Annotated in this window: 18 protein-coding genes; 1 reads left to right on the top strand and 17 read right to left on the bottom strand. The window is 33.0% G+C overall.

The genetic code is table 11. The annotated features are described in order from the left end of the window. Positions 1–21 precede the first annotated feature (21 nt). Genes CN514_RS23000 through CN514_RS22970 form a run of 7 tightly spaced genes read right to left on the bottom strand, consistent with a single transcriptional unit; the run spans position 22 to position 5,579 of the window. Positions 22–1,005, bottom strand: coding sequence for a biotin--[acetyl-CoA-carboxylase] ligase (locus CN514_RS23000; RefSeq protein ID WP_098234558.1), 984 nt, complete (start codon positions 1,003–1,005; stop codon positions 22–24). Continuing rightward, a complete protein-coding gene (locus CN514_RS22995) occupies positions 990–2,183 on the bottom strand; it encodes a CCA tRNA nucleotidyltransferase (protein WP_098234557.1) in 1,194 nt (397 codons plus the stop codon). Before CN514_RS22995 ends, CN514_RS23000 begins: the two co-directional genes overlap by 16 nt. Position 2,184: 1 nt before the next feature. Further along, a complete protein-coding gene (gene bshA / locus CN514_RS22990) occupies positions 2,185–3,315 on the bottom strand; it encodes an N-acetyl-alpha-D-glucosaminyl L-malate synthase BshA (RefSeq protein ID WP_098234556.1) in 1,131 nt (376 codons plus the stop codon). A 30-nt stretch (positions 3,316–3,345) separates the two neighbouring features. Continuing rightward, positions 3,346–4,047: a bacillithiol biosynthesis deacetylase BshB1 gene (bshB1, locus tag CN514_RS22985; protein ID WP_141529499.1), complete on the bottom strand. Its 702-nt coding sequence runs from the start codon at positions 4,045–4,047 to the stop codon at positions 3,346–3,348. A 20-nt stretch (positions 4,048–4,067) separates the two neighbouring features. Then, complete coding sequence (gene mgsA, locus CN514_RS22980; protein ID WP_098234555.1) at positions 4,068–4,430, bottom strand: methylglyoxal synthase; 363 nt, start codon at positions 4,428–4,430, stop codon at positions 4,068–4,070. A 14-nt stretch (positions 4,431–4,444) separates the two neighbouring features. After that, complete coding sequence (gene dapB, locus CN514_RS22975; RefSeq protein ID WP_098234554.1) at positions 4,445–5,248, bottom strand: 4-hydroxy-tetrahydrodipicolinate reductase; 804 nt, start codon at positions 5,246–5,248, stop codon at positions 4,445–4,447. Between the two features lies 1 nt (position 5,249). Beyond that, complete coding sequence (locus CN514_RS22970) at positions 5,250–5,579, bottom strand: nucleotide pyrophosphohydrolase (RefSeq protein ID WP_049819716.1); 330 nt, start codon at positions 5,577–5,579, stop codon at positions 5,250–5,252. 136 nt (positions 5,580–5,715) lie between these two features. Between CN514_RS22970 and CN514_RS22965 the strand changes: the two genes are divergently transcribed. After that, entirely contained in the window at positions 5,716–6,588 is an 873-nt protein-coding gene (locus CN514_RS22965; RefSeq protein ID WP_069031879.1) for a YitT family protein, read from the top strand. 70 nt (positions 6,589–6,658) lie between these two features. Here CN514_RS22965 and CN514_RS22960 read toward each other — a convergent pair whose 3' ends face one another. The 10 genes from CN514_RS22960 to aroA form a co-directional block, all read right to left on the bottom strand. After that, positions 6,659–7,339 (bottom strand): zinc metallopeptidase, encoded by a 681-nt coding sequence (locus CN514_RS22960; protein WP_069031878.1) that lies wholly within the window; start codon positions 7,337–7,339, stop codon positions 6,659–6,661. Positions 7,340–7,397: 58 nt separating this feature from the next. Further along, positions 7,398–8,180, bottom strand: a complete 783-nt coding sequence (locus CN514_RS22955; protein WP_098234553.1) for a sporulation protein YpjB — start codon at positions 8,178–8,180, stop codon at positions 7,398–7,400. A gap of 59 nt (positions 8,181–8,239) precedes the next feature. Then, the gene (locus CN514_RS22950) at positions 8,240–8,806 is read right to left on the bottom strand and encodes a DUF1405 domain-containing protein (RefSeq protein ID WP_098234552.1); all 567 of its coding nucleotides are present in this window, start codon (positions 8,804–8,806) and stop codon (positions 8,240–8,242) included. 169 nt (positions 8,807–8,975) lie between these two features. Beyond that, positions 8,976–9,752: a menaquinol-cytochrome c reductase cytochrome b/c subunit gene (locus CN514_RS22945; RefSeq protein WP_056466650.1), complete on the bottom strand. Its 777-nt coding sequence runs from the start codon at positions 9,750–9,752 to the stop codon at positions 8,976–8,978. Between the two features lie 63 nt (positions 9,753–9,815). Continuing rightward, a complete protein-coding gene (gene qcrB / locus CN514_RS22940) occupies positions 9,816–10,490 on the bottom strand; it encodes a menaquinol-cytochrome c reductase cytochrome b subunit (protein ID WP_056466653.1) in 675 nt (224 codons plus the stop codon). Between the two features lie 2 nt (positions 10,491–10,492). After that, positions 10,493–10,996, bottom strand: a complete 504-nt coding sequence (locus CN514_RS22935) for a QcrA and Rieske domain-containing protein (RefSeq protein WP_098234551.1) — start codon at positions 10,994–10,996, stop codon at positions 10,493–10,495. A 143-nt stretch (positions 10,997–11,139) separates the two neighbouring features. After that, entirely contained in the window at positions 11,140–11,589 is a 450-nt protein-coding gene (locus CN514_RS22930; protein WP_098234550.1) for a DUF2487 family protein, read from the bottom strand. Positions 11,590–12,205: 616 nt separating this feature from the next. Continuing rightward, a complete protein-coding gene (locus tag CN514_RS22925) occupies positions 12,206–12,745 on the bottom strand; it encodes a ReoY family proteolytic degradation factor (protein ID WP_069031873.1) in 540 nt (179 codons plus the stop codon). 54 nt (positions 12,746–12,799) lie between these two features. Continuing rightward, the gene (locus CN514_RS22920) at positions 12,800–14,059 is read right to left on the bottom strand and encodes a tetratricopeptide repeat protein (RefSeq protein ID WP_098234549.1); all 1,260 of its coding nucleotides are present in this window, start codon (positions 14,057–14,059) and stop codon (positions 12,800–12,802) included. Positions 14,060–14,076: 17 nt separating this feature from the next. Then, entirely contained in the window at positions 14,077–15,360 is a 1,284-nt protein-coding gene (gene aroA / locus CN514_RS22915; RefSeq protein ID WP_098234548.1) for a 3-phosphoshikimate 1-carboxyvinyltransferase, read from the bottom strand. Positions 15,361–15,698 lie beyond the last annotated feature (338 nt).

The following is a 15,698-nucleotide window of genomic DNA, read 5'->3' as shown; positions in this document are numbered from 1 at the left end:
GTTGTTTTATTACGTATTACATTATTTATTTATCGAAATATCCGCTGAATAAATTGTATGAACATTACCTAAGTGATCTTCAATCAATAATTGACCTTCATCAGTAATACCAATGGCATTACCGACAATTTCTTCTGTTAAAGTCGTGGCTTTTATTTGTTTCCCTAACGAAATTGCATAACTTTCCCATAATATTTTTATCGGTTTAAATCCTTTATCTAAAAATATTTCATAGAACTTTTCAAATTCAGCTAAAATAGCTTGAATTAAATTCGCTCTCATAAAGGTTTGTCCTTTTTCAATACGTAAAGATGTAGCGATATCTGACAGTTCTAAAGGGTAATCTTCTTCAACTTGATTTACATTGATCCCAATACCTATGACAACGCTTTTAATGCAATCAGCGTCACCTTGCATTTCAGTTAAGATTCCACAAACTTTTTTATTATTGATTAAAATATCATTTGGCCATTTTATATTGGGATGTAAACCGGTCACTTTTTCGATGGCTGAAGCAATGACTACAGCTGTTAATAATGTTAGCTGAGGTGCTACTCTAGGTGAAATAGCTGGTCTAAGGATAACACTCATCGCTATTGCTTTTCCATCTGAAGTTAACCAGTTTCTTTGTAATCTGCCTCGACCTAATAATTGACGTTCAGCCAAAACAATCGTACCTTCTGGAGCATCATTTAGCACTAATTCATTAGCGATCGTTTGGGTTGAATTAGTTTCTTCTTGGTATACGACATTTCTTCCAAATTTTTTCGTTTCTAAACCAAGTTGAATATCCGTTGGAGTTAATCGATCAGATTTGCCTGTTATTTTATATCCAACCTTCCTAACTGCTTCAACTTCAATTCCCTCGTCTTGCAATTCTTTCATGTATTTCCAAATTGCAGTACGTGAAATTCCTAATTCATCACTCAAAAATTGACCTGATAAATATTCATTACTATTTTCCGTAAATAATTGTATAATTCTTTCTTTTACTTTTGAAGCCAATTTACGAACCACTCCTTAACAGCAAGATGGTTATTCTCAAGCTGGTTCTCTACTAATTGAAATTCTATTTCACTTAATACTTCTTTCAACCATGGACCGCCTTTTAATTGTGACCATTCCAGTAAATCGTTACCTGTAATACATATATCTGACTTTGAATAAATCGGTAATTGATTATATAAAGTCGTTAATAAATCCTCTTTAAATTCATTTGCATCGATATGATCAATGACACACTGTAAACGCTCATACTTTAATGCATCCGGTAATCCAACTTGATATAACTTTGAATTGCTCCATTTAATATTTGTTTCATTTAACAAATAATAAACCTTTAATATTTGTTTCATGCGACTATTCGACATCTTCCAATTTCTTAAAACCTGTTCTGGGTTATCAACATTACATTTATATAATATTAGCGCCCAAATCTCTTCAATTGTTTTTAATGATTGAATAGGCAGGTCTAATAAATCATTAAACTGATTTGTATATTCATTTAAGCTTGGAAGATGATTTATTAAATTTGTTTGTATTAATAGTCCGATGCCTTTTTTAGGTGACTTTCCTATTAACATTTTTTCTATTTCAACCGAAATACGTTCAATGGCTATATTTTCAATTAAATGTTTATTTGATTTAATTGCGTTAAACGTTTCATCGTGTAAACGAAAATCTAATTGGCTTACAAACCGTATACCTCTTAGCATTCTAAGAGCATCTTCTTGAAATCTTTCCTTAGCTTCACCGACACATCTAATTAAGCCATCATAAAGATCAATTGTACCATTAAAAGGATCTATTATTTCATTTTTTGTCGTCATAGCAATGGCATTCATTGTAAAATCTCTTCGTTTTAAATCTTCTTCGATTGATTTTACGAAGGTAACCTCCGATGGTCTACGAAAATCATGATATGTTGATTCAGTTCGGAATGTTGTAATCTCATATGGCTCACTATTTTGTATAACTAAAACCGTTCCATGCTGTAATCCAGTTGGAACAGTTTTTGGAAATATTGACATAACCTCTTCAGGTAATGCTGAAGTTGCAATATCAATATCTCCAATTGTTCTATTTAATAATTTATCTCTTACACAACCGCCGACAAAATAGGCCTCGAAACCATTTTTTATTAATTTATCTAATATCGGCTTTGCTTTATCAAAAATTTCCATATTATTTCAGTCCTAATAACTCATTATAAATGGATAAATATTGTGAAACGATTTTATTTGATTGAAATCTTTCTTTAACAATTTCAATCGCGCGACTTGATATGCGTTTAAATAGTACTTCATCTTGTAATAAGTTAAGTGTATAATAAGCGATTTGTTCAATATCTCCCAGTTCACAAATAAATCCGTTTTCTCCATGTTCGATTACTTCTGGAATCCCACCAACTCTAGTACCGATACATGGAACTCCACAAGCCATCGCCTCAAGTAATACTAAACCAAAGCTTTCTTTTGACGAAAGAAGTAACTTTATATCGCTCATTGAAAGTAACTCTTCAACATTCTCTTGTTTTCCTAAAAATAAAACATCATCCTCAATACCAAGCTCTCTTACTAATTTACATAAACTTGAGATTTCCGGACCATCACCAACTAATAGTAACTTGGATGGAATTTCTTTTCTTACTAAGTTAAATACATCTACTACATCTTTTGTTCGTTTAACTTGGCGGAAATTAGAAATATGTATAATGACTTTTTCATGCTCTAAAATCCCGTACTCTGCTTTTAATACCCGGCAATTTCTTTTGTAATACACTCTTTCATCAATAAAATTATACACAGTTTGTATTTCTTTATCAGGGTTAACTAATTCTTCTGTTTGACGTATTAAATCATTTGAGACCGCAGTTACAACATCTGATTTTTCAATCCCGAACTTAATTAACTCTGTTAAAGATGAGTCATAACCAAGAACCGTTATATCTGTACCATGTAAAGTCGTTACAATTTTAATATCGTGATGAATCATTTGTTTTGCTAGAACAGCACATATTGCATGCGGAATCGCATAATGTACATGTAAAATATCTAATTTTTCACGGTTTGCAATTTCAGCCATCTTACTCGCCAATGCTAAATCATATGGAGGATATTGGAAAACTGAATATTGATTTACTTCAACTGCATGATAATAAATATTAGGATATACTTTATTTAAACGAAACGGCATACTTGATGAAATAAAATGAATTTCATGTCCTAGTTCTGCTAATAACTTTCCTAGCTCAGTTGCAATCACACCAGAACCGCCTACTGAAGGATAACATGTAATCCCAATTTTTAATTTCATTTTATCTCTCCTAAACTTCTTCATTTCTTCTTAAACTAACCAATCTGCATTTAATAGGAGTGGTCTCTTTGTCATAAACCCTTCCCCATATGGCACTCCAGCTTCTTTCCCAAAAATTTTCTCTCTAGCAATTACGCTATTTACATAGTCATTTGTTAATGGCGTAACGACACCATCTGGACCAGGAGTAAATTGACTTTCATATGCTTCTAAAGCAGCTCTTTTTACTTCAATCGTTTCTGTAACATCAACAATAAAATTAGGTCGATGAAACCCATTAATCATATATTGAAAAACGTGGTTTACTTTGTGTGCATCATGATTTGTATTTACATTAAATTTTCGAATCCCAGATGAAAATACAGCTTCTTCTACTATTTTTGTACAATTACCATGATCAGGATGACGATCCACTTCATATGGCGAGAAAATAATACTAGGCTTCGTCATTCGAATTAATGCCGCTACTTGTTTAATCGCTTCCTCAGATAAGTATAGCCCCCTATCTGGTAATGATAAATTAAAACGCTTTGAAACCCCTAAAATCTTATCTGCTTCTTCAGCTTCTTTTCTTCTAATAAAAGTATCCCCATTTGATGAGAGCTCCGCTTCCGTTAAATCACAAATAGCAACCTTATAGCCCAACTTAGTAAATTTAGCAATCGTACCTGCCATTCCAATCTCAACATCATCTGGATGCGCTCCAAACGCTAGTACATCAAAATATTCCACTCTTCTCACTCTCTTTCAAACTAACTAAAAAATTTCACAACTGCCTTAGCGGTTTGAATGTTCGTTGCCACCGGGACATGAAAAACATCGCATAGCCTTAACAAAGCATTTACATCTGGTTCATGCGGTTGAGCAGTTAATGGATCCCTAAAAAAGAAAATCGCGTCCATTTTCCCTTTAGCAATTAATGCACCTATTTCTTGATCTCCTCCGAGAGGACCAGATTGAAAGCGATAAACGTTTAAAGTTGTATTTTCCATTACACGTAGTCCTGTAGTACCTGTTGAAAATAGTTCATGCTGCTGAAAAAAAGATTCATTTTCTTGTACGAAAGTTACTAATGCGTCTTTTCTCTTATCGTGAGCAATTAGAGCTATTTTCACTACCTACACCACCTTTAGTCCATTATATTTTCTAAACCGTAGACAAGCTCGGTAAGCTTCATTACTTCCTCAACGGCAACTTTAACTCCAGACATAAAAGAAGCTCGATTCATTGAATCATGTCGAATTGTTAATAGTTGACCATCTCCACCGAATAAAACTTGTTGATGCGCAACTAAACCAGGTAATCTCACGCTATGAACTCTCATTCCATTTAGATCAGCACCTCTAGCTCCCGCTTCAGTTTCAATTTCATTTGGATGACCTTGTACTTTCGATTCACGAACTTCCTCAATCATTTGAACTGTTTTAAGTGCTGTACCTGAAGGCGCATCTAATTTTTGGTCATGATGTAACTCTATAATTTCGATATCTTTAAAATATTTCGCTGCCATTGCAGAGAACTTCATCATTAATATAGCACCAATTGCAAAATTTGGCGCAATAATACAACCTAGCTCATTATTTGAAGCTAACTCTTTTAAATCATCAAGCTCCTCTTTTGTAAAACCAGTTGTACCGATTACAGGGCGAATACGATTTTTTAATGCTAAAAATGCATGTTTTTTTCCAATTTCAGGTGTTGTTAAATCAACAAGTACATCAAAGCTTTCATTTTCAATACATTGCTCTAATGTTTCATATACTTTTGCTTCACCTTTAAAGCCGGGGCTAACCTTTTGGATTTGTTCTCCACCTAATTTATAATCTACTGCAGCTACAAGGTGAAAATGCTCAGTTCGATCGATTAATTGTAAAGCTTCGATTCCCATTTTACCTCTTGGTCCTGCTAATACTACTCTAATTACTTTTTCCATTTTAAACTTCCTTCCTTGTCCAACGATCTTTATCTCGAGTATTAAACTTCTTCATCACCATATCATGTGCTTCTTGTAAGTCTATATTTAGGCTATTTGCTAAACAAATCATAACAAATAAGACATCACCTAACTCTTCTTCAATTAGCTTTTCTTCTTCAGTGCTTTTCTTAGGCTTTTCACCATAGGTATGATTGATTTCTCTTGCTAACTCACCCATTTCTTCAGTTAACCTAGCCATCATTGCTAAAGGGCTAAAATACCCTTCTTTAAATTGACCTATATATGTATCGACTTCTTTTTGCATTTCTTTCATCGTTTTTTCGTGCATACTAATATCAACTCCTCAATTAAATCTTATCGAATTGACCACTTTTTGACAAATTATATATTATTTTACTTGAAAAAAATACAAGATAAGATAAAAATAAGAGTTTAGGGTAATTTTTAAAGTATGGAGGAAGTATATGATTTTTAAATTGAAGTTACGCAATATCTTTTTTATTATTTTAGGTTCTGCAATTTTTTCTTTTGGAATTATGAATATTAATATTCCAAACAATTTAGCTGAAGGTGGCTTTACGGGAATTAACTTAATTCTTTTAGCTGAACTAAATATTCCAGTTTGGATCTCAAACTTAGCCTTAAACGTCCCTTTATTTTTTATAGGTTGGAGATTACTTGGAACAGTTACAATGCTTTATACAATCATCGGAACTGTTGCAGTCTCTTTTTTCTTAAAATTATTTGAGAAATTTACTTTCAATATAGATGTTCATGGCGATTTAATGTTAGCTTCATTATTTGCAGGTGTATTTATTGGTGTAGGTTTAGGAATTATTTTTAGATTTGGTGGAACGACTGGTGGTGTCGATATTATTGCTCGTTTAGCATATAAATACAAAGGTATTAATATGGGTAAAACGATGTTTATTTTTGACTTTGTTGTCATTACACTTTCTCTTTTAACTTACTTAAAAGCATATGAAGCAATGTATACGCTAGTTGCAGTTTTTGTCGGAGCAAGAATTATTGATTTTATGCAAGAAGGTGCATACGCTGCTCGTGGAGCAAATATTATTTCTGAGAAAAATGATTTAATTGCCGCTCGAATTATGAAAGAAATGGAACGTGGCGCAACTTATTTAAAAGCAACTGGAACATTTACTGGAGAAAGCAAAGACGTTTTATTTTGTGTTGTACCAAAAAACGAGTTAGTTCATTTAAAAAACATTATTCAGGATATCGATCCACATGCTTTTGTAGCCGTTACAGAAGTGCATGATGTACTAGGTGAAGGCTTTACATTAGATGAAAATAAAGTCCCTCTTCACCCTTAATTTTTAACTGAAACAAAAAAAGAGGTTCTTGGCATTGGTTGCCAGAACCTCTTTTTGTTTTATATTGATATTAATCATCACTACGTGTCATACCAGTATAAATTAAAATTAATCTTAATAATTCTGCAACGGCTACCGCTGCCGCTGCAACATATGTCAATGCAGCTGCATTTAAAACACGTTTTGCATAAACATGCTCATTCGAATTGATAATGCCCAAAGTCGTAATCTGTTTTAAGGCTCTACTTGAGGCGTTAAATTCAACAGGAAGTGTAACAACTTGGAACAATACACCAAGTGCTAATAAAACTATTCCTATTAATAGTGCACCCGATAGGCGAGAAAACATGCCAATTAAAATAAATATATAAGAAAAATTGGAACTGAAATTTGCAACAGGTACTAATGAATGACGGAATCTTAGAAAGCTGTAGTCATTCGCATCTTGAATTGCATGTCCTACTTCATGAGCAGCAACTGCAGTACCCGCAACCGAATATCCATGATAATTTTCAGTTGATAATCGTACAACTTTTGCACGTGGATCATAATGGTCAGATAAATATCCTCGAGTTTCCTCTACTGCCACATTGTATAATCCATTTTCATTTAATATTTTTCTAGCTACTTCTGCACCCGTTAAATGTGATGTAGAACCAACTTGAGAATACTTTCTAAAAGTTGATTTAACCTTCATTTGTGCATATAAAGGTACAAGCAACAAAATTAAAAAGTAAATTAAATAACTCATTGTAATTCCTCCAAGGAGTGTGATTTTACGATATTGTAATAACTTTTAGAGAAATTTGTCAATCATTATGTTCTCTTCTTTTTTTGTTCTTATTTCGATCACCTATATATTTTCTCCAACCGACATAACTTAATGTACCGACAATAATGATCCCTGTTGTAAATATTGTCCAAATAGAAACAGGTGGAATAATTGAATTACCTTGATCAAAAATGAATAATAATTCACTTTTTGTCTCATCCAACTTTTGTTGAAAGGCCGGTATAGATTCTTGGTTAATACGATAATCATCTAAAAACGAAATAAGTGAATTTATTTTTTTTACTTCATCATATGGAAGATCCATGATAAGACTGGGATAAATAATCTCAAATTGGTGTAAGAATTGATTTAATTGCGTTTCATATGCTTCAGAATTACCTCGTTTATATGCTGACTCCATATTCTGTAGTGGAGTCATAACCGACTTTTTCATTTCCTTCCACATCGGCTGCATAGTCGTTTCTCCAGCATCAATCAATAATCTCAAACCAAGTACATCGGCAACTTTTTCTTGTGGATCAATTGCATCATTTGTTAAAGACACAAGCGCATTTTGAAAAGTAACTGAAATGGTTTCTAACTCCTTTGGTGTGAAATCCTTATTCTTTTTTGCTGACTTCATATACTTAGATTCTAATTGTTCTAATAAATTTGCGCCATGAACATAATCACCATCTTGTACTAAAGAGAGCGATTGTTCAATTAATGAAGTTTCTTGATCTATTTTAGCGTACCCTTTTACGGTATTGAATGAAAAGAAAATAAAAAAAACACTTATCCCCGCAATTAATTTTTTCATCAAACCCCTCCCTCATAACTACTAATAATTATGAGAGAAAGGACAAGATTAGAACTTGTTCAAGCACGAGCTCTTTTTTTTAAAATTAACTGGTAATAAGCGATTAAAATAACAAATATAGTTAACCAAAATGTCACTAAAGCAATCCAAATTCTGTAATCAGAAAGCATATAGTATTCAGGCATTGTTCCAAAAACATAGTCTAAAATAAGATCTTGTAAAATCCAAATACTAGCAACAGTCAAGTGCCATTTTTTAACTTTAAATGTCGGTGCATACAAGACAGCCTGGATTGCCATAGCCCCATGCGAAAAAATTAATAAGTATGCAGTCGCATCAAGTCCACCTGATAAATAAAGAACCATTCCGTTCATTAAAACTGCCCATATGCCATATTTCATTAAACTTACATATGCTAATGCCTCTATTAGTCCATTCCGTTTATTTAGAATGAATAGTAGCAATACAATACAAAAAAATAAAGAAGCAGTTGGACTATCAGGGACAAATATTTTTAACCAACCAGGAGTAAACTCAAGTTGAGATTTATACCAATAGTATCCATAGATTGTTCCAAGTGCATTTATAATAAATAAAGCAATTAAGTTAGGTTTAAGCCGTAGCATACTGTAGAATATGTTCACTATTTCACTTCATCTCACTTTCACTGAAGAGATTTAATTAATTTATAACACAAAGTTCACAATTTATATGTATCATCACATTTTTTACATGTTATTATTTCAGTATACAATACAACATAAAAAAAGAGTCGAAAATTCGACTCTCTTTTAATTACTCTGTTTTACCTGCTTTTGAAACGAATTCAGCTAGCACTTTAAGTTCTGCGTCAGTACCTTTAAATACGCCAGATGGCATCGCTTTTCGACCGTTTCTTGCGATATGAGCGATTTCTTCAGGTTTTAAACCATTATTTTGAAGGCTAGGTGCTGCTGCGCCACCTTCAAGATTATCGCCATGACAAGATACACAAGTATTTTTTTGCAATAGTTTATATGCTGGATCTTCTTTATTTAATTCAACAAAAGTACGGATTTTACCTTGTTCTTTTTGTTTTTTCCAGTCATGGTGAGCCGCAGCTTCCCATGTTAAATAAATTACACCAGATAAAGCTAATAACATAAATCCTGTAGCTAATGGACGTTTAATTGGTTTTCTATGTGGACTACGATCTAAGAATGGCGCTAATAATAAGCCACCAAATGCTAATCCAGGAATTACGAAAGCACCAATTACGTTATAGTCACCAGAAGCATAGCTATATTTTAAGAATTGATATAAGAATAAGAAATACCAGTCTGGTAGTGGCGTATAGCCAGTATCAGTTGGGTCTGCAACCCTCTCAAGTGGAGATGGATGTGCAATTGTTAATGTTAAGTATCCAATTAAGAAAACTGCTCCTACCATCCATTCTTTTAATAAGAAGTTTGGCCAGAATGCCTCAGTTTTACCAGGATATTCTGAATAATCCTTTGGTACATTAGGTTTACGTCCTGCCATTGCAGGTACACGTGAGTCACCTACAAATTTCATTCCTTTACCGCGATGCATGTTCTCCCTCCTTTATTTCGACACACTTTAGTCATTTTTTACTAAAGCCCCATGCACTAAATCTTATAGTGGACCTGAAATACCTTGCTTACGAATAATTAAGAAATGGGCACCCATAAGAGCAAGTAAAGCACCAGGTAAGAAGAATACATGGATTGCGAAGAAACGAGTTAATGTTTGTGCACCGATGATTTCCGGATTACCTGCAATTAACGTTTTCACTTGCTTACCAATAAATGGTGTTTGTTCAGCAATTTGCAGACCTACTTTAGTCGCAAATAACGCTTTCATATCCCAAGGTAATAAATATCCTGTAAAGCCTAATCCAAGCATTACGAAGAAGATTAAAACCCCTACAACCCAGTTAAGCTCACGAGGCTTTTTATATGCGCCTTGGAAGAATACACGTAAAGTATGTAAAAACATCATAACAATTACTAAACTTGCACCCCAGTGATGCATACCACGAACGATTTGTCCGTATGCAACGTTGTTTTGTAAGTAATAAACTGATTCCCATGCATTTTTGATATCTGGAACATAGTACATTGTTAAGAACATTCCAGATAAAATTTGAATTACTGTAACGAAAAATGTTAATCCACCGAAGCAATATACGAATGCTGAAAAATGGTGTGCTGGATTAACGTGTTCTGGTACTTCATGATCAGCGATATCTCTCCAAAGAGGCGTAATTTCTAATCGCTCATCTACCCAGTCGTAAATTTTGTTAAGCACGATTATTTACCTCCTGTATTTGGTTGTAGTTTACCAAGATAGAAAGAATCACCTTTCACTTTTACCGCATAGTTGTCTAGTGGACCAAGCGGTGGTGTACCTTTAATGTTTTTACCATCCTTATGGTAACGACCGCCATGACATGGACAGAAGAATTGATTTGAAAAATCTTTATTGTCGTTCCAACCAACTGTACAGCCTAAATGCTTACAAGTAGGTGATAACGCAACGATGTCTCCATTTGAATTCTTGTACACCCATGCAATGTGTGACGCATCAGATTTAACCCAACCATCTACCTGCTTAACTTTAAAGTCAAAGCGTTTTGGGTCAGTTGTTAAATCTTTAACTAATCCAACTTGCACCATTGCTCCAGCTTCTTCTTTTTGTAAAACTGGGTCAATGGCAAAACGAGCCAATGGCATTAGCATTCCTGCCGCCATAAAGCCGCCTACACCTGTTAATGTGTAGTTTAAAAACTGGCGTCTTGAAACCTTTTCACTCATGAAAATTCCCCCCTCTATCACAAGTACTCCTGTACGGACAACAGCTATAATAATAAAACTAGGACACTTTCATAATATAATAACAAATTTAGAAGGTCAATAATATCCTAATAATAATCATAGTAATAATGTTGTTTTTATTTTTATCCCCATATTTTAGAAAATAATGCATTTATGTGAGATAATTGTTTATCTACTATTACGCGTTGTGATGATTCATCTAAGCTATTGATGTTTAAATTAGGTAACCAAATTAATGATTCATCCATTTCAGCTTCTGACTGTCTCCAATCAAAATCACATGTTAAATAAAAAACATGCTTAATCCCACTATCTTTAAACTCTTCATTCCAAGCTTTTAATCGGCTTATTTTATTAGATTCTTCAGGTAAATAAGTAAATTCCGGAGCGATTACAACTCTGCCTTTATATGTACGTTCTAGTTCTGAAGTAAGTATTATTAGGTCCTCTCTTTGCTCAGCTAGACCAATATTTTCTTTTTTCAAAGAAACAGGACAAAGTGGAATAATGATCGTATCGATGTATTCCAGATTCTCAATAACTTGATTTAATTCATTAGTTGTCCATTTCATCAAAATTACCTCTTTCTATTAAAATAATTTATTTATAATTGTGAAATTTTTGTGAACAAATTTCTATTTTCCATTTAACCATACATTACTATTTTAAGAAAGAAAAAAAGCCCGATAATAAAGGATTTTTCAGTCAGTGGAAAGGAATCTTTGTATTGAATTCAGTAATCCCATAAACAGTTTATTGGTTTATATAAAAAAATTGTGAATTTAGTTGAACTCCGATCCATTACGAAGCAAATATTTCTATGAGATTATTAGATCAATCAATAATCCAAGAAACTTTCTATATTAAGTGACTTTTTTACTATTTTTTTATATGAGTATTTTTTTATGAGGAATTTGCTAATCTTAAGTTTACATACTATAATTTTTAACTTGTAAAAGTTAATTGATACGCTCGACTCCTATGGGATACACCAGAAGTCTAAGGACCTACTAGGATTGCATCGAATGATTAAGATGATGAATCTGTCCATACTTAAAAGAGAGGGTACTAAAATGGAAATTAACCCCACATATCTTATTTAACAATAAAATTTAATTGTGTTCAATTAGCAAATACCTTTTCAACAGTAAAAAAGCCCCCATAATGAGGACTTTTTTCAGTTTTACATTAAGTTAATGAATTCAGTTGTTTAGTTAATTCTTGGAAAAGCTTTTTGTCTTGTTTATCAAGAGCTTCGTCAATCATTTTCATCAATCTGTCTTTTTGGAAATTAATAATTGAATCTGACAATAGCTTTTCAGCAATTACGCGGTCTTTTTCGTTACTATTTAAGTTTTTTGGTATATGTGGGTTCTCTTCTAAAACTGAAACAAACATTGGATATTGAAAAGAAGATTTAAAATTGAGCTGGATATAAATATCCTCATCCCTATTTAGTCGAATATCGTGAAATGATTTCTCTGCATCTGTCGTCATAACATTTTGTTTATAAAAATGAAATGGGACTTCTTTAACACAGTTTGTCGACATCACTAACCCGCGTGGACAATATTTAGACTGTTCTACGAAATGAACCTTTTTCATTAAATAGTCATGGCTCATTAGGTAATTTAAAATCCAAACACATTCTCTTTGCTTTAACTGGAAGTTACTTAGAAACCACTTAACAAAATCTTTCTTCTCATTCACAGATACAGGGGTTGCCATTATTAAATCCCTCCTCTGTCCTTAAAATTTGTCCCCTTTTCTGAATAAAGAAAACTACAGAATTTCATTTATTCTTTCAAGACGCTCTCTTACTTCTTCCTGTAGATATTCATCGTCTACAAGTTTACTGTAAACCTCTTTTGCTTCTTGTACTAAGCCTTCTTCAAACAATAGGTCTCCGTATTCCTTTAAGAAGGAAATTTCCTGGTTAAAGTCATTATATGCTAGACGATATTGATTTAATGCCAATTCATAATTTTCATTTCCATAATATGCTTTGCCTAAGTCCCAATTAAAATGAGGATCTGAAGCTCCATGCTCAATTGCTAGTTCAATTGTACTAATTATGTCATCGAAATCTTCTTCTTCGAAAAGAATTCCGACTAATAACTGAACTGCCTCAATTAGCGAAGGATCATAAATTAATGCTTCCTGTAAATGTTTTTTACTTGCATTTAAATCCTTCAATTTACGAGCTAATTTTGCTGCTGATAAAAGGCATTCTACATTTGTTTCATCAACAAGTAAAGCTTTTTGTAATATATCATAGCCTTCTTGAATTTGGCCTTCAAGTTCATGTGCTTTACTTAGCCATAAATGTGCTACTAAATATTCAGGATCAAAGAAGATCGCTTCCTCGAATACTGGAATTGAGGCTGCATAACGTTCAGCTTGAAATAGCGTAATGCCATATCCTAATAGTGTATGGAAGTCTTTTGTTTTCTGAATTCCTTTTTCATAATAGGAAATTGCATCTTCCCATTCACCTTCAGCACTTAAACATTCAGCAAGTCTTAAATCTTTATTTACTCCACTCACTTCAATTTCTTGATTAGAAAGTTTTTCGTAAAATGGAATTGCTTTTTTATAATCATATTTACTAAAATAATACTCCCCTAATGCAAAATCTACTACAGGTTCATTCGGTAAAATTCTTTTTGCTTCAAATAACTTTTGTTCAGCTACTTCATCGAGACCTTGAACTTGATATAGATCAGCCATTAATAAAAGTGCTTGAACTCGACTTTCACTATCATCTTTTATGGCAAGTAAAATTTCTAATGCCTCGTCTTCTAAATCAAGATCCAACAATATTTCTGCATACATTATTTTAAGATCATCGTCGTCATCGTATAAGTAAACTAAATCTTCAATGATATTTTTCGCATCTTCCACAAATCCTAATGATTGAAAAAGAAGTGCTGCTTCGTATTTTTCTTCATCGTTAGCAGTTTTTAAATTCTTTCTTAATAAATCTAATCCCTTTTCAGTATGACCGTTCTCTATTAACTGAACAGCTTCGTATAAACTCATTCTTACACCTCATATGACTACTTAATTAATTCGTTTAATTGCTCTTTAAAGTTCGGAAAAGATACAGCTATACATTCTGTATTTTCAATAATTGTATCACCTTTAGCAAGTAATGCAGCAATTGAAAGCATCATTCCCATTCGATGATCTCCATGTGAATTTACATTAGCACCTATTAAAGAACTATTCCCTTGTATAATCATACCATCTTTTGTTGCTTCAATGCTTACACCAAGATTTGTAAGTTCTGTTACAACAGTCTGAATACGATCCGTTTCCTTTACTCTTAACTCTTCAGCATCCTTAATAATAGTCTCACCATCTGCTAAAGCTGCTGCTAAGGCCAAGATAGGCAACTCATCGATACATGTAGGAATTTCAGCCCCACCGATTACAGTTGATTTTAAACTGGATGATTTCACTCGTATATTCGCTATTGGTTCTCCGTTTACAACTTTTTCATCCTCTAAAGTAATATCGGCGCCCATTCTTTCTAGAACTGTTAATATCCCTGTTCTGGTAGGGTTTACCCCTACATTTTTCAACAATATTTCGCTATTAGGAACAATCGAACCTGCTACTAAGAAAAATGCAGCTGATGAAATATCCCCTGGTACAATAACATCTGTTGCAGTTAATTCTTGGTTTCCATTAATCGAGACTTTGTTTCCATCAACTACTAACTCACAACCAAATGCCTTTAGCATTCTTTCAGTATGGTCACGAGACTTTTCTGGTTCAGTCACAGTCGTTGTACCTTTTGCGAATAAACCAGCTAGTAAAATTGAAGATTTAACTTGTGCACTTGAAACAGGAGAAGCATAAGAAATACTATTCAGTGAACCTCCTCTAATAGAAATAGGTGTATATGTAGCGTCTTCACGTCCATCTATAGAAGTTCCCATCATTTTTAAAGGTTTTGTAACTCGTTTCATTGGTCTTTTACCAATGGATTCATCACCAATAATAACTGAATGGAAAGGTAAACCACTTAATATTCCCATCATTAATCTTGCTGTTGTTCCCGAATTTCCTACATCAAGTACTTCATGTGCCTCTTTAAGTCCTTCAATTCCTTTACCATAAACGACTACTTCATCTTCTGATACTTCGATTTGTACACCTAATTTTCTAAAACACGCAATCGTACTTAAACAATCTTCACCTAATAGAAAGTTAGTAACCTTTGTAGTTCCTTTCGCTAATGATCCAAACATAATTGCTCTATGAGATATTGATTTATCTCCTGGAATTGTCACATCACCAACTAAACGGATTTTATCTAACTGGGAATTTCTCATTATAGTCACCTTATCTAACCTTTCTATATGTATTTACATTCCATTTTTTATTAAATCAAACCTTTTTTTTCTCTGAAATTCTATTCGACGAATTGTCCTATGTTTTTCATTTCTAATGATTTAGTTAGCCTAATTTAGAAAAAGAAAATGATATTTTGATTTTAACATTTGATCAAAACACCATTTTCAGGTAAGTATTATGAAATTATTTGTTTTAAAAAACGATCTAAATTTTCTTTTATAAAGTCTTCCTCTAATTCACAAATCACTGGGTTTCCAAAACTTTTTAAGATTATATATTTTATTTTCAAATCGATATTTTTCTTATCTTGTCTCAT

It is taken from the genome of Bacillus sp. AFS001701, assembly GCF_002559405.1.
Classification (GTDB): Bacteria; Bacillota; Bacilli; order Bacillales; family Bacillaceae_G; genus Gottfriedia.
The sequence above is the reverse complement of the archived record's forward strand: the minus strand, read 5'-3'. Positions and strand labels throughout refer to the sequence as shown.